Annotated in this window: 20 protein-coding genes and 3 tRNA genes; 16 read left to right on the top strand and 7 right to left on the bottom strand. The window is 38.2% G+C overall.

Going from position 1 to position 23,918, the window contains the following annotated elements; translation table 11 throughout:
* Positions 1 to 20: 20 nt before the first annotated feature.
* The 10 genes from J2X77_RS20395 to J2X77_RS20350 all read left to right on the top strand — a co-directional run bounded on the left by J2X77_RS20395 (position 21) and on the right by J2X77_RS20350 (position 10,711).
* A complete protein-coding gene (locus tag J2X77_RS20395) occupies positions 21 to 1,127 on the top strand; it encodes a phosphotransferase enzyme family protein (RefSeq protein WP_209578848.1) in 1,107 nt (368 codons plus the stop codon).
* A 79-nt stretch (positions 1,128 to 1,206) separates the two neighbouring features.
* A complete protein-coding gene (locus J2X77_RS20390) occupies positions 1,207 to 1,851 on the top strand; it encodes a carbohydrate-binding family 9-like protein (RefSeq protein WP_209578847.1) in 645 nt (214 codons plus the stop codon).
* 473 nt (positions 1,852 to 2,324) lie between these two features.
* The gene (locus J2X77_RS20385; protein ID WP_209578846.1) at positions 2,325 to 2,573 is read left to right on the top strand and encodes a type B 50S ribosomal protein L31; all 249 of its coding nucleotides are present in this window, start codon (positions 2,325 to 2,327) and stop codon (positions 2,571 to 2,573) included.
* A 77-nt stretch (positions 2,574 to 2,650) separates the two neighbouring features.
* Positions 2,651 to 3,817 carry a putative sugar nucleotidyl transferase gene (locus J2X77_RS20380; protein ID WP_209578845.1) on the top strand — a complete coding sequence of 389 codons (1,167 nt, stop codon included), beginning with the start codon at positions 2,651 to 2,653 and terminating at the stop codon, positions 3,815 to 3,817.
* Positions 3,818 to 3,828: 11 nt separating this feature from the next.
* Positions 3,829 to 4,596, top strand: a complete 768-nt coding sequence (tpiA, locus tag J2X77_RS20375; protein WP_209578844.1) for a triose-phosphate isomerase — start codon at positions 3,829 to 3,831, stop codon at positions 4,594 to 4,596.
* 9 nt (positions 4,597 to 4,605) lie between these two features.
* Entirely contained in the window at positions 4,606 to 5,445 is an 840-nt protein-coding gene (prmA, locus tag J2X77_RS20370) for a 50S ribosomal protein L11 methyltransferase (protein ID WP_209578843.1), read from the top strand.
* Positions 5,446 to 5,451: 6 nt separating this feature from the next.
* The gene (locus J2X77_RS20365) at positions 5,452 to 6,822 is read left to right on the top strand and encodes a Mur ligase domain-containing protein (protein ID WP_293885502.1); all 1,371 of its coding nucleotides are present in this window, start codon (positions 5,452 to 5,454) and stop codon (positions 6,820 to 6,822) included.
* Positions 6,823 to 6,888: 66 nt separating this feature from the next.
* Positions 6,889 to 7,218 carry a helix-turn-helix domain-containing protein gene (locus J2X77_RS20360; RefSeq protein ID WP_070566095.1) on the top strand — a complete coding sequence of 110 codons (330 nt, stop codon included), beginning with the start codon at positions 6,889 to 6,891 and terminating at the stop codon, positions 7,216 to 7,218.
* Between the two features lie 136 nt (positions 7,219 to 7,354).
* Positions 7,355 to 9,127: a peptide MFS transporter gene (locus tag J2X77_RS20355; RefSeq protein WP_209578841.1), complete on the top strand. Its 1,773-nt coding sequence runs from the start codon at positions 7,355 to 7,357 to the stop codon at positions 9,125 to 9,127.
* A 54-nt stretch (positions 9,128 to 9,181) separates the two neighbouring features.
* Positions 9,182 to 10,711: a peptide MFS transporter gene (locus J2X77_RS20350; protein WP_209578840.1), complete on the top strand. Its 1,530-nt coding sequence runs from the start codon at positions 9,182 to 9,184 to the stop codon at positions 10,709 to 10,711.
* A gap of 69 nt (positions 10,712 to 10,780) precedes the next feature.
* Here the strand turns inward: J2X77_RS20350 and J2X77_RS20345 are convergent, their stop codons facing one another.
* Positions 10,781 to 11,776: an acyl-ACP desaturase gene (locus tag J2X77_RS20345; RefSeq protein WP_209578839.1), complete on the bottom strand. Its 996-nt coding sequence runs from the start codon at positions 11,774 to 11,776 to the stop codon at positions 10,781 to 10,783.
* Between the two features lie 185 nt (positions 11,777 to 11,961).
* On the opposite strand from J2X77_RS20345, the gene J2X77_RS20340 reads away from it, so the two are divergent.
* Entirely contained in the window at positions 11,962 to 13,185 is a 1,224-nt protein-coding gene (locus J2X77_RS20340) for a cysteine desulfurase (protein ID WP_209578838.1), read from the top strand.
* A 13-nt stretch (positions 13,186 to 13,198) separates the two neighbouring features.
* Positions 13,199 to 13,618, top strand: a complete 420-nt coding sequence (locus J2X77_RS20335) for a SufE family protein (RefSeq protein ID WP_209578837.1) — start codon at positions 13,199 to 13,201, stop codon at positions 13,616 to 13,618.
* 843 nt (positions 13,619 to 14,461) lie between these two features.
* Here J2X77_RS20335 and J2X77_RS20330 read toward each other — a convergent pair.
* Both J2X77_RS20330 and J2X77_RS20325 read right to left on the bottom strand, forming a co-directional pair.
* Positions 14,462 to 14,534, bottom strand: a tRNA-Lys gene (locus J2X77_RS20330).
* A gap of 263 nt (positions 14,535 to 14,797) precedes the next feature.
* A complete protein-coding gene (locus J2X77_RS20325) occupies positions 14,798 to 15,751 on the bottom strand; it encodes an acetyl-CoA carboxylase carboxyltransferase subunit alpha (protein ID WP_209578836.1) in 954 nt (317 codons plus the stop codon).
* Between the two features lie 160 nt (positions 15,752 to 15,911).
* Between J2X77_RS20325 and J2X77_RS20320 the strand changes: the two genes are divergently transcribed.
* The gene (locus J2X77_RS20320; protein ID WP_209578835.1) at positions 15,912 to 18,098 is read left to right on the top strand and encodes a glucoamylase family protein; all 2,187 of its coding nucleotides are present in this window, start codon (positions 15,912 to 15,914) and stop codon (positions 18,096 to 18,098) included.
* A gap of 96 nt (positions 18,099 to 18,194) precedes the next feature.
* On the top strand, positions 18,195 to 18,716 hold the full coding sequence (locus tag J2X77_RS20315; protein WP_209578834.1) for an OmpA family protein: 522 nt from the start codon (positions 18,195 to 18,197) through the stop codon (positions 18,714 to 18,716).
* A gap of 222 nt (positions 18,717 to 18,938) precedes the next feature.
* On the opposite strand, the gene J2X77_RS20310 is transcribed toward J2X77_RS20315, so the two are convergent.
* From J2X77_RS20310 to J2X77_RS20300, 3 genes are all read right to left on the bottom strand, one after another.
* Positions 18,939 to 19,023: transfer RNA gene (locus J2X77_RS20310), tRNA-Leu, on the bottom strand.
* Positions 19,024 to 19,028: 5 nt separating this feature from the next.
* Positions 19,029 to 19,101, bottom strand: a tRNA-Gly gene (locus J2X77_RS20305).
* Between the two features lie 111 nt (positions 19,102 to 19,212).
* Positions 19,213 to 19,701 carry a regulatory protein RecX gene (locus J2X77_RS20300; protein ID WP_209578833.1) on the bottom strand — a complete coding sequence of 163 codons (489 nt, stop codon included), beginning with the start codon at positions 19,699 to 19,701 and terminating at the stop codon, positions 19,213 to 19,215.
* A gap of 78 nt (positions 19,702 to 19,779) precedes the next feature.
* Between J2X77_RS20300 and J2X77_RS20295 the strand changes: the two genes are divergently transcribed.
* Complete coding sequence (locus J2X77_RS20295) at positions 19,780 to 22,221, top strand: bifunctional UDP-N-acetylmuramoyl-tripeptide:D-alanyl-D-alanine ligase/alanine racemase (protein ID WP_209578832.1); 2,442 nt, start codon at positions 19,780 to 19,782, stop codon at positions 22,219 to 22,221.
* 44 nt (positions 22,222 to 22,265) lie between these two features.
* A complete protein-coding gene (locus tag J2X77_RS20290) occupies positions 22,266 to 22,865 on the top strand; it encodes a DUF502 domain-containing protein (RefSeq protein ID WP_209578831.1) in 600 nt (199 codons plus the stop codon).
* 146 nt (positions 22,866 to 23,011) lie between these two features.
* Here the strand turns inward: J2X77_RS20290 and J2X77_RS20285 are convergent, their stop codons facing one another.
* Positions 23,012 to 23,914 carry a pirin family protein gene (locus J2X77_RS20285; RefSeq protein ID WP_209578830.1) on the bottom strand — a complete coding sequence of 301 codons (903 nt, stop codon included), beginning with the start codon at positions 23,912 to 23,914 and terminating at the stop codon, positions 23,012 to 23,014.
* Positions 23,915 to 23,918: the final 4 nt, after the last annotated feature.

Genomic DNA, 23,918 nt, shown 5'->3' with positions numbered 1-23,918 from the left:
TGATTTAAAAACATAGTTTAATGTCTGATTTTAACCAATTAGTAATAGAGCGCGCGGCAAAACAATTCACATTAGAAGGAGATATCATTTCGGTTCAACCATTTGGTTCTGGTCATATCAATGATACTTATCGTGTAATTACTACTGAAAATACCCAGGTATCGTACTTATTGCAACGGATTAATCACCATGTTTTTCCTAATGTGGATGGGCTAATGCACAATATAGCGCTAGTTACCAAGCATCTTAGTGAAAAAGTTAAAGTCGCAAAGGGCAAAAGAGTCAGCGATCACGTATTAACCATTGTCCCGACGATAGACGGGAATTTGTATATCCAAGATGACCGTGGAAATTATTGGCGTATGTTTATCCTAATTGAAGATACGAAGAGTTATGATATTGTAGAAACTGAATTTCAAGCAGCGGAGGGCGGGCGTGCTTTTGGTCTTTTCCAAAAGCAGTTGTCAGATTTGGATGCGTCACTGATCGTTGAAGTTCTTCCTAACTTTCATAATATAGATTTTAGACTTGAAAATCTTCGGAAAGCGATCGCTAAAGACAACTGTAAACGCGTAGCATTGGTGAAAGACAGATTAGATTTTATCTTTAGCCGCGAAGATCGCATGCAGACCATTCTTCAACTAGGTAGCAAAGGTAAACTTCCCCTGCGCATAACCCATAATGATACCAAGTTTAATAATGTGCTCTTGGATCATCATGATAAAATGCAATGCGTGATAGATTTGGATACGGTAATGCCTGGATATGTTGCATACGACTTCGGTGATGCTATTCGGACGATTATAAATCCTGTTGCGGAAGATGAAACCGATGTGTCTAAAATTAGCCTTAATTTGGCTTTGTATAAAGCTTATGCGGAAGGTTATCTCGAAGAAGCGAATGACTTTTTGACGACTATGGAAAAAGAAACATTGGTAGATGGGGCTTTTTTATTGCCTTTTATGCAGGGCGTACGTTTTTTGACTGACTATTTGGAAGGCGACCATTATTACAAAACAAAGTACGAGGATCACAATCTCGTGCGTACAAACACACAACTGAAGCTGGTAGAGGAGATGGAAAGGAATGAAGCATTTATGCGTAAGGTTGTTTTTGATTGCATTTAACAATTTTATACCTTTAATCATATTTGGAAGCTTCTGTCAAGTAGACGAAGCTTCTTTTTTCCAAAAAAAACAGAGTTGAATGAAGAAATTGACTATTTTGCCTATTGCAGCTGATTTGACAAAGGATCTTGATTATAAGACCTTGTCAGAGCTCATGAGTGATCTCGAAACGCAGTCGCTGAGTTGTAACAATTGGAGCGAATCCTTCCCATACAAACCCGAAGTAAAATTTAAAATTGGTTACACAGCGGAGTACCTAGTATTGCAATATGAGGTCATCGAAGAACAGCTTCGCGGCCACTATTCTGAAGTCAATCAGAATGTATGGGAAGACAGTTGTGTGGAATTTTTTGTGTCATTTGATGGTTGTAAGCATTATTACAACTTAGAATTTAATTTAATTGGAACTGGATTGATCGGTTATGGTACTGCCGAAAAAGCAGCAAGAAATAGGTTAGATACGAGTGAGATAGAAAAGGTTCGTACCTTTTCCTTAATAATGCGTAATGGTAGTGATAAGCGATGGACGATGATTGAGGTAATTCCGCTTTCTATATTTAAGTTTGACGAACTTGTAAACTTGAAAGGTAAAATAATTCATGGTAATTTCTATAAATGTGGTGATCACCTCAAACAGCCACATTTTATCTCCTGGAATAAAATAGAAAACCCAGCCCCTAATTTCCATCTGCCTCAATTCTTTGGCGAAATGGTTTTTGGTTAGGTGTGGAACCTAACTCCGGGCCATTTTTTTTCGCGCCAGCTTTTTAGCCAAGGATTTTGTTTGACACGGTTATGCTATTTGGCGTCTGATGTAGCAATTGTCTCGAAATCTGTAGTGTAAATGGCAGGACGTATCCCCATTGTCACTTTTCATCATTGTCACTTGGAAATAAATGCTTCATTCAATGATAAGCCTAGCGCTTTTAGTATCACAATATAAGCGGAAATTTTTTATCTAATTTAATTTTTGGTTACATAAAATTCTGTTTATTAATGTTTTGTGTTGGGTTTGGGAGGCGGTAAACAAAATTATTCTTTGGTTAGATTAAAGAATGTTACCTTTGTGACCTTGATGAGTGCTGTTAATGAAAATGTGAAAAAAATCAACTAATTATTCTTGGTAATTGTTGTAAGTTACATTTTTATAAGTTATCTTTGCACCTCAATAATTGAATATACGTAATCATAATAATAATGAAAAAAGATTTGCATCCTTCAAATTACAGATTAGTTGTATTTAAAGATATGTCAAATGACTATGCTTTTATTACAAAATCTTGTGTTGATACTAAAGAAACTATCACATGGGAAGATGGTAATGAGTATCCAGTTGTAAAACTAGAGATCTCTCACACATCACACCCTTTCTATACAGGTAAAATGAAATTGGTTGATACTGCCGGTCGTATCGACAAATTCCGTAGCCGTTACAACAAAAAATAATTGTAGCAGATCTGTATATTACAATATTAAAAACTCGATAAATATGATTTGTCGAGTTTTTTTATTATTTTTAGGTTGTGAAAATCTTCTTTACCGACTGCTTTGATGCTATCCAGACGTTGGACAAGCTTACCCCCAATTTGACTACTTTCAATAAAAAGACTCTTTATCCCCTCACTTTCATTAAATCTTGCTTGGATCTGCGGGTCGGTGTGCTCACTTTACGAGAAAAATGGAAAAAGATAGGTTCGACATATAGTGTTCAGTTCGTTGTAAACTGGGATCATGAGGAAGGGCTTATATTTGTATCCGAAAATCTTGTTCCTTCAACTGCATTAATGGAAGCGTTAAAAAAAATGGATATTGGTGAAGTATTGGTGCAGGATGGCTATGTGTTATGTTATCGTTATACTTGTACTGGCTTTTACCGCGTAACGGAAATAGGATGTGATGTTAGTATTTTAAAAGGAGTCGAAGACCTATTTTTATTGAATGGCCCAGAAATAACAAGGGATTTTGATTTGTTGATTGAAGATGTTAAGTTGCCATGCATATCTGAAACAAATCAACTGCTGGGTAATCATATTTTTATTGAGCATAATGTTAGCATGGAATGTTCAACACTTAATTCACTTCACGGTCCAATATATATTGATGAAGGTGTTACAATCATGGAAGGAGCTCATTTACGTGGTCCTTTATACCTTGGGAGAGGATCGGTTGTAAAAATGGGAACTACCATTTATGGTAATGTTTCCGTGGGAGAACAGGCGGTGGTCGGTGGAGAGATCGGTAATTCGGTTATTGGTGACTTTTCGGCTAAGGGGCATCATGGTTATCTAGGTTGCTCAGTTATAGGGGATTGGTGTAATCTGGGGGCAGGAACGTCCAATTCTAATCTAAAGAATAACTTGAAAACGGTCGCTATTTATGATTATGCATTAAATCGCGACAGGGATACGGGGCTGTTAAAATGTGGATCATTTATCGGTGATTATACACGTATCGGCATTAATTCGGCTTTAAATACGGGTACCGTAATTGGTCTTGCAAGCATGCTGGCAGATACAAGTTTTTATGCTAAATTTGTACCGTCATTTGCCTGGGTGTTTGGAGGGCGTACAGAGACCTATGAATTTGATAAATTCATAGCATATTTGGAGGCTTTATATGCTTCGAAAGGGAAGGTGCTCACAGAGCAGATAAAAGATAAATTGATTCAACTTAACAAGAAATATAATTAAATCGTAAAATCATGCGTAGAAAAATCGTAGCTGGTAATTGGAAAATGAATTTGGACTATCAATCAGGATTAAGTTTATTTTCCGAAATTATCAATATGGCCAAAGATGAAGTGATTGGAAATCAAGAATTAGTTGTTTGCAGCCCATTTATACATTTGTCAAGTCTCGGACAATTGTCTAAAAATGTGGCAAATGTAAATATCGGTGCACAGAATATTCATCAAGCTGAGTCTGGAGCCTATACAGGTGAAATTTCAGCTTCACAAGTAAAATCAGTCGGTGCTTCACATGTTATTTTAGGCCATTCCGAAAGACGTGCTTATCTTGGTGAAACAGATGCATTATTGGCATCAAAAGTAGATATTGCTCTGAAACATAGCTTAACTCCAATTTTTTGTATTGGAGAAACAAAGGAAGAACGTGAATCTGGTGCTTTCTTCGATGTGATTAAAACACAATTGACTGCAGGCTTGTTCCACTTGTCGAAAGAAGCGTTTGGAGCAGTAGTCTTAGCTTATGAACCTGTATGGGCTATTGGTACAGGATTAACAGCGAGTCCGGAGCAAGCACAAGAGGTGCATAATTTCATCCGTAAGGTTCTTGCTGATCACTATGGCCAGGAGGTTGCTGATGATACGAGTATTCTTTATGGAGGATCTTGTAATCCTGGCAATGCGAAAGAGCTATTTGCTCAGGCAGATATCGACGGTGGTTTGATTGGAGGGGCATCTTTAAAATCAAGAGATTTTATTGATATCGCTAAAGTATTTAACGGCTAATTTTTAGAAATGAAATACATAGAGGTTATCTTTCAAATGCGATCAGGTGAAGAGTGGCAAAAGGATTTGTTGATATCTGATTTAGCTGATATTGGCTTTGATACTTTTGAGGATACCGAATCTGGATTTGCAGCCTATATTCCGGCTGCAAATCTTGACTTGCAGGCGTTAGAGACGTTGATGATGCAACTGTATCAAGGCCTAGAGGTCGATTATAAAGTGCAGGAAATAGAAAATCAGAATTGGAATAAACTCTGGGAAAGTAACTTTAACCCAATTGAGGTTGGTGGACAATGCTACGTGCGCGCCACTTTTCATGCAGCAAGAACGGAATTTCCATACGAAATTATTATAGACCCCAAGATGTCTTTTGGAACAGGTCACCATCAAACAACATCGATGATGCTCCAATATATTTTGGAGAATGACTTTAGTAGAAAGCAAGTTTTGGACATGGGTTGTGGTACAGGGATCCTAGCAATTCTGGCATCAAAGAAGGGAGCTGATGCTGTATTGGCGGTAGATTATGATGAAATTTGTGTGGAAAGTGTAATTGAAAATAGAGCGCTTAATCATGTTGAGCATATTCAGGCTCTCTGTGGATCTTACGAGCTATTGGAAGGTCGGAGCTTTGATGTAATTTTGGCAAATATTAATCGTAATATCTTGTTAGAGCAATTGCCACAATATGCGTTGAGTATCCACACAGGGGGAGAGTTATACTTAAGTGGTTTCTATGAGCAAGAAGATTTACCAATCTTAATAGATGCAGCAACATCATTAGGATTTGAGTTTATCTCCAATAAGGTTTTAAACAATTGGTGTGCAGCCAAATTTGTGAAGCGGTAATTTACTATGCGGATTCATTTTATAGCGGTAGGTGGTAGTGTGATGCATAACCTTGCTATTTCATTGGCAAAACAAGGGCATCAAGTAACAGGTTCAGACGATCAGATCGTGGAGCCTTCTCGTTCTCATCTAATTGAAGCAGGGTTACTTCCTGATCAACTCGGGTGGTTTGACGAAAGAGTGACTGAGGATATCGATGCTGTTATCTTGGGAGCTCATGCACAAGCTGATAATCCCGAGCTAAAGCGGGCACAAGCATTAGGTCTTAAAATTTATTCTTTTCCAGAATTTATTCAAGAGCTTTCGCAAGATAAAATTAGAGTAGTTATTGCGGGAAGTTACGGTAAGACGACGATCACGAGCATGGTCATGCACGTGATGCGATTTTTAGGAAAAGAATTTGACTATTTAGTAGGAGCGCAGCTAAGAGGCTTTGATAAGTTAGTAGATATCACCAAACATAATAAGATTATTATTATCGAAGGAGATGAATATGTTTCATCTAAGATTGACCCTAAGTCTAAATTCTTGTATTATAAACCCAACATAGCCCTGATTTCGGGTATTATGTGGAATGAGTTTAATTCGAAAATATCCCAAGAGGAATATATTAAACAATTTGAAGATTTTATTGACTCTATTCCGCCTAAAGGTACGCTAATATATAATAAGGAAGATCTTGTTTTACAGAAAGTTCTGCAAGATACGAAAGATTGTAAGATCAATAGACATGGTTATAAAATTCCTGATTATACGATTAATAAAGGGGTAACGTATATCAATACGCCAGATGGTGATGTTCCATTGCAGGTTTTCGGTAAGCATAACCTATCTAATATTGCAGGAGCGTATACAATTTGTGAATGGTTGGGAATTAAAAAGAAAGAATTCTTTGAAGCGATCAAAAGCTTTAATACTTCGATCCGCTATTTGGAGTTTGTTGCAAGTTCTGAAGGATCTGTGGTGTATCAGGATTATGCGTGTAACGCGGATAAAGTCAAGTCAAGTATTCATGCCGTAAAAGAGCAGTTTCCTAATCAGAAATTGGTTACAATTATCGAATTAAACTCGTATGATAGTTTAGATTCATCGTTTTTGTTACAATATGCGAACTCTATGAGAGAGTCGGATGTATCTGTAGTTTACGTGAATATAAATTCCTGTAAAGAACTTAATAAAGATATTGAAAGTGTCCCAATTAATATCAAGGATAGTTTTAATAGTCCTGATTTAGAGGTTGTTGTAAGTCTGGAGGGGCTCTATTCCTTTTTGGATGGTGTCAAGTCAAAGGGGTACAATTTACTTCTTATGAGTTTAAATAATTATAATGGGGTTAATCTATCGGTGCTTGCTGATCGATTTTTTAGGGATTTTTAGAGAAAAAAATATAATTTAATGTAAATTAAGTTGTAATTTATTATTTTTGTTTAAAATATCTACCAGATGAATGCATTAGGAAAAAAAATCAGATTACTTAGACACCAAAAAGGGTGGAGTCAAGAGGATGTTGCAAAGCGATTGGATATCTCAATCCCAGCATTTTCTAAAATTGAAACAGGGATTACAGATGTAAATTTGTCTCGCCTGAATCAAATCTCAAAATTATTCAATTTGACAGTTGTTCAACTTTTATCTACTTCAGATTCTGAAGAAGATAAGGAATATGTAAATGAGGTGAATGCTTTGACGCAAAAATTACAACAACGCGATGGCGAAGTAATTGAATTGCAGAAGAAAGTTATTGACCTTTATGAGCAATTGCACAAGAGATAGGACATATTAAAATTGTTACTGAAAAGGCAATCCAAAGGGTTGCCTTTTTTTGTTTATGCAACTTTATTTTGGTCAAAAGTGATTTTGTTTTTGTTTCTTTGTAAATATTTTATCAAAAAATAAAGGTTGATTATTTATGGGTAGATTAAACGGGGATATTGCTAATAGCCCGTCGACTGATTTTTTTAAATCAAATGTGTTAGGACAGCGTTCGGGACTCTTTGTCCTTTTTTTTACTGAGATGTGGGAGCGTTTTTCGTTCTACGGAATGCGAGTACTCTTAATGCAGTTTCTAACCGCGGCTGTCATTCAAGGTAGTCCATTCTCAGGATGGTCCTGGACGGCTCAACAAGCAGGGGCACTTTATGGTACATATGCTATGATGCTCTACTTAACTCCTATTCTAGGAGGGATTATTGCAGATAAATATATTGGATCGCGTAAAGCAGTTATCATTGGATCAGCGATTATGACGCTTGGGCATGCTGCCATGGCTTTTGATACCCCCATTATGTTTTTCCTTGGTTTGGTCTGTCTAGTTATAGGAACAGGCTTTTTCAAACCGAACATGCCCTCTATTCTAGGAGAAATGTATAAAGATCTGCCGGAGAAAAAAGATGGTGCTTATACCATTTTCTACATGGGAGTTAATGCTGGTGCTTTCTTTGGCATGATGTTATGTGGATATATTGCCGAAACCTATGGTTGGCACTGGGGATTTGGATTGGCTGGTATCTTTATGCTTTTAGGAACGTTGCAGTTCGTTTTCGCAAAACCGCTAATGGGCAATCTTGGTGTTTTGAATAAGTCTTTGGTTGAAGGGCATAAAGTTGTTACTGAGGATACCGATACCAGAAATCCGTTTACCCTGCGTGATTATGTATTGATAGCTGTAGTCTCTATTATTGGGTTCGTATATGCTTTTAATGATCCATTGTCTAAGAATGGTATTGTGGATGTATTCTCGCGTTTGGATACCCCATTTTTAAGAGGACAGTATATCATGGTAATCGTAGCGTTGATTCTCTTTGTATATCTGATTGTTACGCGCATACTGCGTTATGATAAAGTGGTTAGGGATCGTATGTTTGCCGTAGTATTACTGGCCTTTTTTCTGGTATTCTTTTTCATGAGTTTTGAACAAGGAGCAACTTCATTGGTTATTGTGGCAAGAGATAACATTGATCGAGTCCTTAGCGGGGCTGCATTAACAACTTTTAATGTGGTGAACGGCTTGTTAACCATCGTCCCCCTTTCAATTATTACTTGGGTTCTGATCAAATTGGCGAAAGTAACTTGGAATAAAATCGCGATCTCCAATATCGTATTGTTCATCTGTTTTGGTTTGATTTGGGGGGCTGCTATTTGGATGCTATACAAAGAATTTAACAAGGAGGCGTCAGAAATTAAAGTCTCTTGGTTTTCTATCCTAAACTCATTTTTTATTATTGCACTTGCTTCTTCTGTATCCAAAATTTGGGAGTCTAAATACAATCCTTCTGCGGCTTTTAAATATGGCTTTGGTCTGATCTTAGTTGCTATTGGATTTTTAATTATTGGATTAGGATCACTGGGGATAAGTCAAGGTACTAAAATCTCGATGGTATTTTTGGTGCTAACCTATTTGTTCCATACATTGGGTGAATTATTTATTTCGCCTGTAGGTTTATCTTATGTGTCGAAATTAGTGCCCGCACGGATGCTTGCTTTTATGTTTGGAATTTGGTATTTAGCAATCGCTATTGCGCAGAAGGTTGCGGCCGTATTAGGGGGACAGGTAGAGACCATTCAAGAGGAACACTCATTGAGCTACTTTTTCTTCTTGTTTACTGCAATTCCAGCTTTGGCAGGCTTGCTAGTAATGCTGTTTAATCCTTTGATTAAGCGATTGATGCACGGAATTAAATAATAACTATATAAGCTTCTTCTACGAAAGAAGCTTTTTTGATTAATATAAATTAGTATGGAGGTTAGTACAAGGGAGTCGCTAGAAGAGATTCAAAATTTTGAAGGAAAGTATCCAAAACAAATCTGGAGTTTATTCTTTTCCGAGATGTGGGAAAGATTTTGTTTCTACGGTATGCGCGGTATGTTGGTGTTCTTTATGATCACCCAACTAAACTTTGCTGAGAAGGATGCAAATTTGCAGTATGGGGCGACACAAGCGTTTGTCTATGCATTTACATTCATTGGTGGATTATTTGCAGACAAAATCCTAGGTTTTAGAAAGTCTTTATTTTGGGGTGGTTTATTGATGATCGTAGGAAGTCTTTTTCTTGCAGCGGACCCACATAAATATTTCTTTTTTGGTTTATCATTTATCATTATAGGTACTGGTTTTTTTAAACCTAATATTTCGACGATGGTGGGCGAATTGTATAAAAAAGGTGATGTTCGTCGAGACGGAGGATTTTCATTATTTTATGCTGGAATAAATTTGGGTGCTTTCTTAGGAGGGTATATCTGTGTTGCTATCGGGAAGGGATATATGCTTACCTCATTGATTTCTGAGGGACATCGGTGGAATGTCGCTTTTGGTTTGGCGGCAGTAGGCATGCTGGTAAGTTTAGTGAATTTTCATTTTACCAAAAGACATTTGGGCCCTATTGGACTTCAGCCGGGGGATCCCGATGCGATTGTCAAAACAAAGGCACTCCCAAAATGGGCAGAATATGGCGTATATACTGCGACACTAATTTTTATTCCCATCGTTCAGATTATGGTGTCAAAAACGCAGTATACTGACTATTTTATGTATACAATAGGCCCTTTGACACTGCTGTATCTTTTCTATGAAATGTCTAAAGTTACATCAGAAGAACGTAAAAAATTGATTGCTGCTTTGGTATTTATACTTTTCTCTATTATTTTTTGGGGAATATATGAACAGAGTGGGGGGTCATTGAGCATTTTTGCTGCAAAACATCTGAATGATTCTTTGTTAGGCGTGATGAAGCTGGATCCGAATGGTGTTAACAATTCGGGGGGAGCACTATTTATTATCGTATTAGCACCTCTTTTTGGTCTTTTCTGGATTTGGTTGGGTAAGCGTAAGTTAGAGCCAAACACCATTATTAAGTTTGGTCTTGGTTTTGTTTTCTTGGGATTAGGATATTATGTTCTCTTTGCTACGCGCTTATTTGCTTTTAATGGTATGGCGTCATTGGATATCTTCACGCTGGCGCTACTCGTCATCACGGTGGGAGAGCTCTGTCTTTCACCCATTGGTCTTTCAATTATGACAAAATTATCCCCAGCGCGATTGCAAGGTATTATGATGGGAATGTGGTTCTTGGCTAGCGCTTACGGACAATACGTAGCTGGTTTGATTGGTGCAAGTATGGCCGAAGCTAAGGAGGGAAGCTCATTAGCTGATAAATTGTTAGCATATACAGACAGTTATAAGCAATTGGGATTATACTCTTTGATTGCGGGAGTGGTGCTTATCGCTCTCTCTCCATTTGTACGAAAATTGATGGGCAATGTAAAGTAAGTGAAAGATTTGAAACTTCGTTACGGATAACATAAAAAAAGCTTGATTTAATATCAAGCTTTTTTTATGTTATCCGTAAATCCATTTGAATTTATAATCTTTTTCCGGAACCTTCATACGGTCTGCCAGTCTAATCAAACGATCGGGTAGTTTTAGGAGATAATCTCTCGCTTTTTCCCCTTTATCATTCAGTCCTGTTACCTGATCAATGTTCCATTCACTATTCAGCTCTTTTAAGATATCAACGTAGTCCAAAGCTGTATATACCCCCAACCGCTGGGCGGCGTCAGAGAAATGCGCAAACGCCTCTCCTTGAGGCTCGCCTGCTTCTCTTAAAAATTGGGCAGGCATAACTATTTTTTTACGCATCATGTCTTCAAATGCGATCATGACTTCACTTGGATCTACAGTAATTGCTTTTGAAATAAAAGACATATAGGCTTTGGCATGACGTGCTTCATCAGAGGCGATGACACCACACATTTTTGCCAAAAGTTTATCGCCGCCTTTTTTGGAAAGGCCGGATACACGACGATGGGAAACATTGGTTGCCAATTCCTGGAATGAAGTATAAATAAAATTCCGGTATGGGTCAGCGCCAGTACCGATATCAAAACCATCTTGAATAAGGTATTGCGTAGACATTTCAAATTGGCGCATGTCTATTCTACCCGACAAATAAAGGTATTTGTTCAAAAGATCACCATGACGATTTTCTTCAGCTGTCCAAGCGCGTACCCATTTCATCCATCCTCCCTGCTCGTTTTTGTCGACATCTTCTACCATAGTCAACCAGGATTCATAAGTCGGAAGAGCCTCTTCGGTGATGGTATCTCCAACTAATACAGCGACCAAATCATAAGAGAGCTCTTTTGCACTTTCCTGCAACTCTCTTACTTCCTCAAAAAAAGTATCCCTAGAAGAATCCGGAAGAAAATCGGCAGGTTGCCACATTTCTTCAACAGGCTTCAGGTATTCGCTCATCTCATTGAGCATGAACGGTTCCAAATAGGCCATCACTTCTTTACGTGAGCCTTCTGGTAAATTTAGAGGTAATTCTTGCATATTATTACAAAGGTACTAAATAGCATCTATAATTTATAAAAGCTAACTATAATTGTTAAAACGGTAAAATTGCTTTTTTATTGGACAGCGTCTCTAGAACGCTGTCGATAATGACATAAAAAACAGATTGACCATCCTGTATTCTATAAAATACTATTAACTTTGTATAAATTATTTAGACAAAGTTGGAAAGATTTAATATAGATAAAATACGTGCTGATTTTCCCATTCTCAAAAGAGAGGTAAATGGTAAGCCATTGGTTTATTTGGATAACGGCGCAACAACACAGAAACCAAGTGCTGTTATCGATTCGATTGTACGCTATTATACCGATATGAATAGTAATGTGCACCGCGGTGTGCATTATCTTAGTCAAATATCAACGGACGCTTTTGAAATAACTCGAAAAAAAGTTCAAGCTTTTATTCATGCAGCAGATGACAAAGAGGTTATTATCACTAAAGGGACCACAGATGGTATTAATCTTATTGCTACTTGCTATGGCCGAGCTTTTATCCATGCTGGTGATGAGATTATTATTTCAGCAATGGAGCACCACTCTAATATTGTACCTTGGCAGATGCTTTGTGACGAAAAGGGTTGTAAGATCCGGGTCATTCCAATGAATGACAAAGGTGAACTCGATATGGTCGCGTACGAGAATTTGTTAAATGAAAAAACCAAATTAGTTGCAGTGACCTATGTGTCAAATGCGCTCGGGACAATCAATCCAGTGGGTGAGATTATTTCAATGGCCCACCAGTATGGAGCTGTCGTGTTGGTTGATGCTGCTCAAGCCGTGCAACATATAAAAATTGATGTTCAAAAACTTGACGTCGATTTTTTGGTATTTTCAGGCCATAAAATGTATGGACCTACAGGAGTAGGCGTGTTATACGGTAAAGAAGATTTGTTAAACGCGATGCCGCCTTATCAAGGTGGTGGAGATATGATTAAAGAGGTCACCTTTGAAAAAACAACGTATAATGAATTACCTTTTAAATTTGAGGCCGGTACACCTAACATTGAGGCTGGTATCTGTTTGAATGAGGCGATCGATTATATCAATTCAATTGGTCTAGAAAGTATTGAAGCCTACGAACTTGAATTGTTGCAGTACGCTACAGAGAAGCTATCTGAAGTTTCGGGAATACGGTTTATAGGTACAGCCGAGCATAAGTGTTCTGTGATATCCTTTTTAATAGAAGGTACACATCCTTATGATGTCGGTGTTATCTTAGATAAATTGGGGATTGCTGTCCGTACGGGACACCACTGTGCGCAGCCTGTCATGGATCGGTTTGGAATACCAGGGACTATCCGTGCTTCTTTAGCCGTGTATAATACAAAAGAGGAAATAGATGCTTTGGTTGCGGGAATTCAGCGCGCGGTGAACATGTTGATTTAATAGAAAAATAAGTATGACCATTAATGAAATACAGGATGAATTGATCGAGGATTTCGCTTTTTTCACAGATTGGATGGAAAAATATGAGTATATCATCCAGCTTGGAAAAGAAGTGTCTCTAATTGATGAACGATACAAAACAGATGAATATATCATCAAAGGATGTCAATCCAAAGTATGGCTTTTTCCAGAAATAAGAGATGGAAAGGTATACTTTAAAGCGGATAGCGATGCTATTATCACCAAAGGGCTGGTGAGTTTAATGGTCAAAGTGCTATCTGGACATACTGCTAAAGAAATCGTTGATGCTGATTTATATTTTGTTGACCAAATAGGATTGAAAGAACATTTGTCACCCACAAGAGCAAACGGCTTGTTATCCATGATCAAGCAAATGAAATTATACGCATTGGCTTTACAGGCAAAAGCATAGAAAGGGGAGAGTAATCCCAGTCATGGTCGGAATAAATTCCGGCCATTTTTTATCGTTTAAAATCTCTTATTGTTGTACCTAACCAATCGTTGTATACTAATAAATTTTCCCAATAACAGACCACTACTCTTTCGGATATTCACTTTAAGCTTACAATCTCCTCACGCTGTATAAGAAAAGTTTGCGTTCGATATGCGAAGAAATACTCTTCTGAAAACTTAAAGTTTTGTATGGAAACAATATACTAAATAATTGGCACCTCCGCCGATTCTATAGCCTGCTGAGGTAAATTTAAGCTTATCTAATACTATGGAGCTGGCTGCCGATCGATCCTTCTAAGTTCTAAAACATGTTAACATGGCTTCTTAAATCAATAGGGGGCATGCTTCCTAGACGGAATCCTCAACAATTTATTTGATCCAATGGAATGATTGTAAGAAGTTAAGATAATTAATCGAGTTTATATATCCTTATATTAGCTTATACCTAGCCACAATTTTAAATCAATTTTTAGACAGTACTTGCCCATTGATTGCTCAGTCTTTACTGAGCGATCAGTGAGCAAGTACTAAATGAGCACTGAACAAGCAACGTCGAAAACCCAAAACTGATCCCCATTTGATTATAGTTTGTTAGAACTAAGAATTAAAGAAGAAAAGCGAGCGAGCTACACTTACGAAAAAAAATCGATGTTTTCGCTAGTATACCGTTGGGATAAAGATGGAATTGGGAACGCGTATGAATATAGAGGATACTGTCTCGCGACTTTTAGCATGTTCCTTATTTAGGGGGTGAGTACCTTTTAAACCAAAAAAGCTAATCAAACGATTAGCTTTTTTCTAGTGATCCCGCTGGGATTCGAACCCAGGACCCATACATTAAAAGTGTATTGCTCTACCAGCTGAGCTACGGAATCCTTTCTGTTTTTGAAAGTGATGCAAAGGTATGGAAATAAATTTCTTATACCAATTTTTTTTACCCTTTTTTTTGAAATAATGATAACTGTTTAAAAACTAAAGAATTAATTTTTATTTATTATTTCACTTCGAGAATTGACTAAAGGGCTGATGGCCGTGAAAGCTTATTTTATATATAAAAATACCTGTTCTAGGGGTAGAATAATCAAAAAAAAGCCAGTGGTCAGCTGGCTTTATATGATTAGATACATGTTAAGGGATGTTATTCGGTTACAACACCCATTTTACTAAACTTATCGATTCTTTCAGAAACTAATGTATCGCTATCTTTAGCCGTCAATTCGGCAAGATCTTTTAATAACTGATTTTTTAGGTTAACAGCAGCTGCGGCTGGGTCTTGGTGAGCACCACCAAGAGGTTCGGGAATAATGCCGTCGATCAGTCCATTGCCAAGCATATCTGTTGATGTCAATTTTAAAGCCTCAGCAGCTTTTTCTTTGTGATCCCAGCTTCTCCAGAGGATAGAAGAGCAGGATTCCGGGGAAATAACCGAATACCACGTATGTTCCATCATGTAGACTCTGTTTCCAACACCAATGCCCAAAGCTCCACCTGAAGCTCCTTCGCCAATAACAACGCATATAATTGGCACTTTCAATACAGCCATTTCCATCAGGTTACGTGCGATCGCTTCTCCTTGTCCGCGTTCTTCAGCTTCCAATCCTGGATAGGCTCCCATTGTATCAATTAATGTGATAACGGGTTTATTGAACTTTTCAGCCATTTTCATCAAACGCAATGCCTTTCGGTAGCCTTCCGGATTGGCCATTCCAAAATTGTGGTATTGACGCTCTTTTGTATTCTTGCCTTTTTGATGACCAATGATCATAACCGCATTACCATCTATAGAGGCCATCCCGCCGACAATCGCTTTATCGTCTTTAACAGTCCTGTCGCCGTGTAATTCGATGAATTCATCACAGATCGCTTCTATGTAATCATAAGTCTGCGGGCGATCAGGGTGGCGTGACATCTGTACATTTTGCCATCCGGTTAAATTGCCGTATATTTCTTTCTCTGTCGAAGCAAGCTTTTCCTCCAGTTCACGAACGGTTGCGCTCATGTCAACTTGAGTCTTTTCGGCAACTTGAGTTACCTTCTCAATTTGCAATTGCAAGTCCGCAATTGGCTTTTCAAAATCAAACGTGGTTTTCATATATCTATTTTATGAAAATATTCAGAGGGCTAATTTAGCGCATTTTTTCTGAAATTAAAATTAGGGAGGATAATATCATTGGAATTCCTTTGTTACATTTGCGTTATAAACGTAGTGGTGGCTTAGTTTTTGATTGTAGCCCTGTGAAAAATGTTGACTTATGCTGAAAAAATATTTTTACTTTATTTTGTTACTGATCTTGCCTTCTTTGGCCAGATCCGAGAGTTATCCTGAAGTTTTATTTGATAATAGCGTTATCAACGGGAGCTATGCTAAAAGTATTGCACATTATACAGGTGAGTCATGGATACAGAATGTAAGTTATAGCTTACCTGTGTCGGACAGCCTGTTTTTTACGCCGGGCAATTCACTTTCACTGCGGTACGTTTCTTCTCCCAATGGGAAATGGGAAGCAAGTATTTTAAACGACAAGCAGAAATTTCCTTACTTAATTACTAAAGACGATCATCTGACGTTCAAACTATTTATTCAAAGCAATACTGAGAAGGGACAACTCCCTAAAGTTACTTTGCAACAAAATGATACACGGACAAATGCTGTGGATATTGCCAGTTATATCGATGGGTTTGCTTATGATACCTGGCTTAACGTATCTATTCCGGTGGCTAAATTTGCTGGAATTTCAATCGGCAAATCTGTATCGGCCTTAATCCTTGAACAAAATGGAAGTTCTTTGCAGACCAATCAATTATTTATAGATCAAATAGAATTTTTGCCCAAGAACTTTCCGAAAGTAAAACTATCATCAGCTGCCATTTTGTCCAAAATAAGTTCGGTAGATAAGCAAGTTGAGCTGGTTTGGCAATTGCCTCTGACACCAAGTATTCGCTACGTGAAAATTTATCGCTCAGAAGACAAGCTTAATTATCAGCCAATAGCAATTTTGCCCATCTATGTACAGAAATCGCTGGATCGGGTGGACGAATACAACAAATCATATTATTACAAAATAGCATGGGTAGACTATAATTATGTTGAATCGCCTTTCTCTGAAGTTAGAGAGGTACAGACAAAAAAGGGAACGGATGCGGAGATGTTAAATTTTATCCGGAATGCCCATGTCAATTATTTTATAGACAATTATGATGTAAACAGTGGTATGTTTCTGTCTGATCGAGGAAATCGGCAAGCAATTGTATCCACCAATGAAACGGGCTATGCCATACTGGGATTGCTTGTTGCAGGAGAGAATAACTTAATATCGAGGCAGGCTCTATTGGGCAGGTTGACGCGGATTGTAAAATTTCTGAGTGGTGCTCAACAACATCAAGGTGTTTTTACAGCGCTTTACGATGGTCGGTCAGGGGTGCCTTACTATCGCGATTCAATTCCAAATTATGACTTACGCGGGACTTCTCATATCATGGAGTCGCTCTTAATCGCTCGACAATATTTTGCTAAAGATAATCCTGAGGAGCAGACCTTAAGAACTAATATTACAAAACTTTGGGAGCGTATAAATTGGGGCTACTTTACTGATGCAAAGAATGCCGATGTACTATGGGATAAGTGGTCTCCGGTGGATAGTACTGCTCGATCTAGGCCGATGGGTGGATTTAATGAGAGTTTGGGTACCTACTTGCTTGCAATATCTTCACCTACTCATCCCTTACCTATTTCAGCTTATACCAATGGATTTGCAACCAAACATGAAGGGAATGAACTGTATTTTGGGGATGAGTCAAGTGATTTGGCCCCAGAGCTTAAAATGAAGTTAGATGACTCATTAGCACACTCGATAAGCACCAATCCATTAATTAGTGATCTAGGAAATACGGCAGCTTCGATCTATTCCGATGATAAGGTGATTTTTGCCAAGAATATTGCTGGCGGGAGTTTAAATGAATCATTAATGGCTGTTTATCGCCCTTTCTTGATTATGGATCCAAAAGGTAAAGTAGATGATTTTGTAGATTATAAAAAATATTTGTCAGACTATATCCTCGCTTATAAACGCAGAGACAATGAAATGAGCATAGGAACGCGATTTACAGATATTTGGGGGGTAGAAAAAGTTGAAGATTCATATCAAGGTTATTTGGTGAATCCAGCTATCTCAATTGCAGCTTACCCATTTGAAAAAGAGATTGGTCTAAAAGCATTGCGTAAATTTTATGAAGAATATGCCGATGTGTTATTTACACAGTATGGCTTCAGAAGCTGGATTGATATTAAAAACAACGATGTTTCTGAAAGCTATCGTGCAAGAAATCAGGCTACAATCGCGGTGATGATTGAGAACGCAAATTCAGGTATGATCTGGAAATTGTATGAGAATATCCCTGAGGTCAAAAAGACCTTGGAAAAGGTATATGCCAAGAAATAGATTTGTTACGTTAGATTTGGAAGAAACGGGTAGTCTTATTGACTTTTTTCGCTATATTTACTTGCTTAAATGGATATTAAATACGTAAGAAACGACATGCTTAGAAAAATCAATTTGGGAATTTTAACCTTATGCGCAAGTTTATCGTTATTTTCTTGTAAACAACAAGCTATTGTAGTCAATCCAGGTGCAGTTATAACAAAAGATGGCACTGATGACGGTTTGAAAAATGTGAAAAAAGATTTTAATGATGCAAAAAGAACGGATGAAGGAATTAAATTTAGTATATCTTCCGATCTATTATTCCCAACAAACTCTTCTTATTTATCTGAAAAGGCAAAAACTGAAGTAAGCAAGTTGGCTTTGATTTTGAAAGAAAGCAATAATAAAATCAAAGTTGACGGATATACGGATGCCACAGGCACTGTGGAGTATAATCAGTGGCTTTCTGATAAAAGAGCTGCGTCAGTAAAGAAATTCTTGGTAGATTCAGGTGTTGCGGAGTCTCGTATCACGGCAAAAGGCTTCGGTCAGTCAAATCCAGTTGGAGATAACAAAACTCCTGATGGACGTCAAAAAAATAGAAGGGTAGAAGTTACTATTTTGGATAAAAAATAGTAGTTCGAGCCTGTTCATTGTATTGAAAGCGGAATATCCTATATATTCCGCTTTTTTATGCCTATACATTTTATATATTCCTAGATCATTTCCATGAACGAAATATGTTAAGCAATAGGGATCGGAATACTTTTTTTGGGATCAATTTCTATTTATACTAGAAATCTCCTGGAAGCGCTGCGTTTATAACAAGAAAAGCCCATCGTTAGATGAGCTTTCTTGTACCTAGGGCGGGAATCGAACCCGCACTCCCTTAACGGGAACAGGATTTTAAGTCCTGCGTGTCTACCAGTTCCACCACCTAGGCAGGTGAGCGAAAAACGAGATTCGAACTCGCGACCCCAACCTTGGCAAGGTTGTGCTCTACCAGCTGAGCTATTTTCGCATTGGAATTTTATTTCAATTTTAAAGGATCATTGCGTTCCTTTTTGGTGATGCAAATATAGAGCGAAAAATCAATATTGCAAAATATTTATTTACTTTCTTGTAGTGTTTTTTATAACTCCTTTGAATTCAGTATAGAAAAAATTAAATCACTTTCAAAACCACGAGATAATGCAAATTGATAAAGTTTATTTTTTACAGTATAAAAATCTTTGCTACCTATTTCACGCCGTTTCTTATCGATTAGGTCACTTAATATTTGCTCATATTCATCTAGGTCGATCTGTCTAAATGCAATTTTTATTAATGGTTCGGATACTCTTTTTAATTTCAGCGCCTGTTTGATCTTTATTTTACCCCAACCTTTCATACGGAGTTTTCCGTTGCAATACGCAATGGCGAATCGTTCCTCGTTGAGGAAGTTTTCAGCAATTAAATCGGTAAGCACATTCTCAACTTCTTCTTCGCTCAGCCCCCAACTATAGAGTTTATCGCGAACTTCCTGTTGGGCACGTTCCTGATACGCACAATAGCTCTCAGCTTTTAACTGAGCCTGGCGCTGTGTCAATATCTTTTTGTTTCTCTTCTCTTCGTCAAACATAATGTCAAAATTTCAAAAATAATATGAAATAACTAAAAAAATGTTCAGTTTTGACACAATTAAAGAAATATCAAAAGAATGTACAAAATATCCGAAATCGTTCAGATTTTTCATCCTAATCGCACATTTATAACGGATCCCAATTCTTTTGTCCAACATTTATTTTACGATAGCCGTAAGATCGTTCAGGCTGATAATGGGATTTTCTTCGCATTGCAGAAAAATAGAGACGGTCACCATTATTTGAAAGAGGCCTATGCTAAAGGTGTTCGGAATTTCGTATTGCAAGTTGACGAACAGCAGGAGGTAGAGTTATCGGGAGCAAATATTGTTTGGGTTGAAGATAGTTTGGTCGCCATGCAAGCATTAGTGACCTTTCATCGACAAAAATTTCATTATCCCGTCATAGGAATTACAGGTAGCAATGGTAAAACAATTGTCAAGGAATGGCTTTTCCAGTTGATGTCGCCAGAATACAAAATCTATCGAAGCCCCAAGAGCTACAATTCGCAACTTGGCGTGGCGTTGTCACTTTGGGGATTATCTGATGAATATAATCTCGCTATTATCGAAGCTGGAATTTCAGAAAAAGGTGAGATGACACGTCTCGAGCAGATGATCAAACCTTCCATTGGTTTATTGACCAATATAGGTGTGGCACATAAGACAGGCTTTGAATCGAAGGCGGAGAAGATTGATGAAAAGCTTCAGCTTTTTACACATGTGGAAACCATGATCTTTCCATATAGTTATCTCGAAAATGTTCAGCTGCCTTATCGACCGCGTAAGTTTTCTTGGGGACTTGAGGAAGGACTTTCTTTAGAGGTTTATTCTATCAAGCAGATGAATGATCGATTTACAATGGTTACCTTCTATTATATGGGTCGTACGTTCGCTGTTGAAGTGCCATTTGTGGACAAAGGGAATGTAGAAAATGCAATTAACTGTGTCGCGGTGATGTTGCGGTTCGGATACGAGAGTGCGGTAATTGCTGCTCGAATTAAAAACCTGCAACCCGTGGCTATGCGTCTCGAGTTAAAAAAGGGAAAAAATAATAGTTCAATTATCGATGACTCCTATAGTAATGATTTGGATGCACTGCAGATCGCGCTCGAGTTTTTGAATCAGCAGGGCCAACATCCATTGAAGATGTTGATTTTATCAGATATCTCAGGTGTCAGTATAGATGATGTAAAAAGTTTGGCCAAGCTTAAACGTTTGCTTAGCGAGTACCGCTTGGATCAATTGATATTGATTGGTAAAGTTTTGCCAAAAGTGGCGTCGCAGTTCGATGTACCTTCTATTTCTTATGTGGACACAACTGCTTTTTTAGCTGATATTAGATCCGTTTCTTTTGAGAATGCCACCGTGTTGTTGAAAGGAGGTCGGGAATTTCATTTTGAGCGTATTAGTCGGCAATTAGTGGCTAAATCACACGATACGGTACTTGAAATTAATCTGAATGCACTGGAAAATAATTTGAATGTATACAGACAATTACTGCCCAAGCATGTCAAGCTGATGACCATGGTAAAAGCTTTTTCTTATGGGAGTGGCAGCTTTGAAATTGCCAATCTTTTGCAATTTAACCGTGTGGATTATCTTACCGTTGCTTTTGCCGATGAAGGAGTTGATTTGCGGGGCGCTGGTATTACACTACCGATTGTTGTGATGAGTCCCGACGAAAGTTCTTTCGATTCCATCGTGCAATATAATCTTGAACCGGAGATTTATAGTTTTAGAATCTTGTTCTCCTTTTTTAATTTTTTGAAGGGTAAACAGGTAACCTTCTTCCCAATTCATATTAAAATTGATACAGGTATGCACCGCCTCGGATTTATGCCTGATGAGGTCGATCAATTGATAACTTTTCTCAACACTGCATCCATTTTAAAAGTAAAGTCGGCATTTTCCCATTTGGCGTCTGCAGGAAATGAAAAAGATAACGAATTTACTCAGCGACAAATTGATCTGCTTAATGAGTGCACAAGACGTTTGCAGGATGGTATAGGATATTCTTTCCTCCGTCATATTGCTGCAACTTCAGGTATCGAATTGTGGCCAAATGCTTATTTTGATATGGTCAGGTTGGGGATCGGTCTCTATGGAGTTGATATTGAGCGTCATGATTTGCCAATCCGTGAGGCAAGCATACTAAAAACCAATGTAACACAGATAAAATACCTTGCAGCCACTGAGACCGTTGGATATAATCGTCATGGTGTCCTGCACAGAGATAGTAAGATTGCAACGATAAAAATTGGTTATGCAGACGGGTACGACAGGCGTTTTGGGAATGGGGTAGGTCAAATGATGGTCAACGGTGTTTTGGTTCCTACGATAGGAGATATTTGTATGGATATGTGTATGCTTGATGTAACTGATGTCGAGGTAGGTGAGGAAGACGAAGTTATCGTATATCCCGATATAAAGTCGTCGGCCAAGGCAATCGGGACAATTCCCTATGAATTGCTCACGAGTATTTCTCAGCGAGTAAAAAGAGTATATTTTTATGAATAGTAAAGGATATTCTGCATTTTTGAATAGTATTTTATTTTGAGATCATGTTTAGAAAATTAATTAGGGGATTCATTAATTATTTGATTCGCGGGATTTTGGTTGTTGTCCCATTGGCGGGTGCGATCTTTCTAATTGTCTGGATTGTGGCATCAATTGATTCTTCGTTAAATCTGACCGAGCATTTTTTGGAGGATGAAAAGGGACATCCGCTCTATATTCCGGGTATAGGTATTTTGACGGTCATTTTGGTACTGGTTTTGGCCGGTGTTATATTTACAAATTTTGTGACCGATCCAATTAAAGTTTGGATTAACCACCAAATCAAACGGATACCACTCTTAAATACATTGTACACCTCCATAAAAGACTTTACTGAGGCATTTGTTGGTGATGCGAAGAAATTTAATGAGCCTGTATTGGTGACTGTCAATGAATTTGGTCTGAAGAAGATCGGTTTTTTGACGCAGCATGATTTGAAAAGTATAGGTCTTGAGGAGGAAGTGATGGTCTATTTCCCATACTCGTATTCTTTTGCAGGACAGGTGGTCATTATCAGTGCGGATAAGGTGAAAAAATTGGATATGTCTCCCACAGACGCGATGAAGTTGGTCGTTTCTGGTGGCGTCAGTGGGATCGACCATTAGTTGTTTCTTCAGTTTATATTGGGATGCCCACCAGAAAAGGCTGGAAGTGATTCATGATTTTAAGCCTTTTCTGGTAAATATTTGTTGTGTCAGCATGTTAAACTGCTCTCCTTCAATTTAATTATATTTTGATTTTCAGTATGATTTTACTGATCCTTTTTTTTGCCCAAGGTTGGATTTGCTGGTGGGATGGGAATATAGCCATTATCGCCTGGAACTTTTGGGAATTCATGATTTTCCCATTTGGCTCTTGCTTCCCGAAGTGTTTCTATATCTGAGGCGACAAAGTTCCAGTCAATATAACGTTGCTCAGGAAATGGAGTTCCTCCAAAAATGTATACCGAAGTACCTGCTTTCATTTCGAATTCGCATAGTTTTGCATCTTTGGCGACCAAAATTTGTTTTGGTCCGAATTCCTGACCTTCAGCTTTTACAGTTCCATCCAAGATGTATAAGCCACTTTCGCCGTAGAGATTATCCCCCAGTTTAACCGTCGCGTCTTCTTCCGCTTTCATTTCGATCAGATACAACGGACTGTAAACGGGGACTTCGGAGCGATGCTCCTTAATTTCTCCGGCAATTAACCGATAGGACACACCATCCTCAGTCCAGTGGGGAAGCTGGGGTTCTTCGATGTGTACAAAATTAGGCTCCATTTTTTCGAGCTCTTTAGGTAGAGCAACCCAAATTTGCAGTCCATGCAAATTATGGGATGTGGATCGCAATTGTTGCGGCGTTCTTTCTGAGTGTGTAACGCCTTTTCCTGCCGTCATCCAGTTTACTGCGCCAGGTTTGATTTCCACGGCATTTCCCAGACTGTCACGGTGCATAATATTGCCTTCGAACAGATAAGTCAGCGTTGATAAGCCGATATGTGGATGTGGGGCAATGTCCATGAAGTGCGGTTCGGTAATCGTGTCAGGTCCCATATGGTCGATAAAGATAAAAGGGCCTACCATACGTTTTTGCCTGAAGGGAAGAAGGCGTCCAACCAAGAAATTGCCTATATCGGCCGCCCTTTCTTCAATAACTATTGCAATATTTGACATAATG

It is taken from the genome of Sphingobacterium sp. 2149 (assembly GCF_031455655.1).
GTDB lineage: Bacteria > Bacteroidota > Bacteroidia > Sphingobacteriales > Sphingobacteriaceae > Sphingobacterium.
This window is presented reverse-complemented; position numbering and strand designations above follow the sequence as displayed.

Bases quoted from the DNA above. Each gene is read 5' to 3' on its own strand.
- J2X77_RS20345 (WP_209578839.1), bottom strand. From the start codon at position 11,776: ATGCAAGAATTACCTCTAAATTTACCAGAAGGCTCACGTAAAGAAGTG.
- tpiA (WP_209578844.1), top strand. From the start codon at position 3,829: ATGCGTAGAAAAATCGTAGCTGGTAATTGGAAAATGAATTTGGACTAT.
- J2X77_RS20335 (WP_209578837.1), top strand. From the start codon at position 13,199: ATGACCATTAATGAAATACAGGATGAATTGATCGAGGATTTCGCTTTT.
- J2X77_RS20315 (WP_209578834.1), top strand. From the start codon at position 18,195: ATGCTTAGAAAAATCAATTTGGGAATTTTAACCTTATGCGCAAGTTTA.
- J2X77_RS20395 (WP_209578848.1), top strand. From the start codon at position 21: ATGTCTGATTTTAACCAATTAGTAATAGAGCGCGCGGCAAAACAATTC.
- J2X77_RS20360 (WP_070566095.1), top strand. From the start codon at position 6,889: ATGAATGCATTAGGAAAAAAAATCAGATTACTTAGACACCAAAAAGGG.
- J2X77_RS20385 (WP_209578846.1), top strand. From the start codon at position 2,325: ATGAAAAAAGATTTGCATCCTTCAAATTACAGATTAGTTGTATTTAAA.
- J2X77_RS20365 (WP_293885502.1), top strand. From the start codon at position 5,452: ATGCGGATTCATTTTATAGCGGTAGGTGGTAGTGTGATGCATAACCTT.
- J2X77_RS20285 (WP_209578830.1), bottom strand. From the start codon at position 23,914: ATGTCAAATATTGCAATAGTTATTGAAGAAAGGGCGGCCGATATAGGC.
- J2X77_RS20325 (WP_209578836.1), bottom strand. From the start codon at position 15,751: ATGAAAACCACGTTTGATTTTGAAAAGCCAATTGCGGACTTGCAATTG.
- J2X77_RS20300 (WP_209578833.1), bottom strand. From the start codon at position 19,701: ATGTTTGACGAAGAGAAGAGAAACAAAAAGATATTGACACAGCGCCAG.
- J2X77_RS20390 (WP_209578847.1), top strand. From the start codon at position 1,207: ATGAAGAAATTGACTATTTTGCCTATTGCAGCTGATTTGACAAAGGAT.
- prmA (WP_209578843.1), top strand. From the start codon at position 4,606: ATGAAATACATAGAGGTTATCTTTCAAATGCGATCAGGTGAAGAGTGG.
- J2X77_RS20355 (WP_209578841.1), top strand. From the start codon at position 7,355: ATGGGTAGATTAAACGGGGATATTGCTAATAGCCCGTCGACTGATTTT.
- J2X77_RS20295 (WP_209578832.1), top strand. From the start codon at position 19,780: ATGTACAAAATATCCGAAATCGTTCAGATTTTTCATCCTAATCGCACA.
- J2X77_RS20290 (WP_209578831.1), top strand. From the start codon at position 22,266: ATGTTTAGAAAATTAATTAGGGGATTCATTAATTATTTGATTCGCGGG.
- J2X77_RS20350 (WP_209578840.1), top strand. From the start codon at position 9,182: ATGGAGGTTAGTACAAGGGAGTCGCTAGAAGAGATTCAAAATTTTGAA.
- J2X77_RS20320 (WP_209578835.1), top strand. From the start codon at position 15,912: ATGCTGAAAAAATATTTTTACTTTATTTTGTTACTGATCTTGCCTTCT.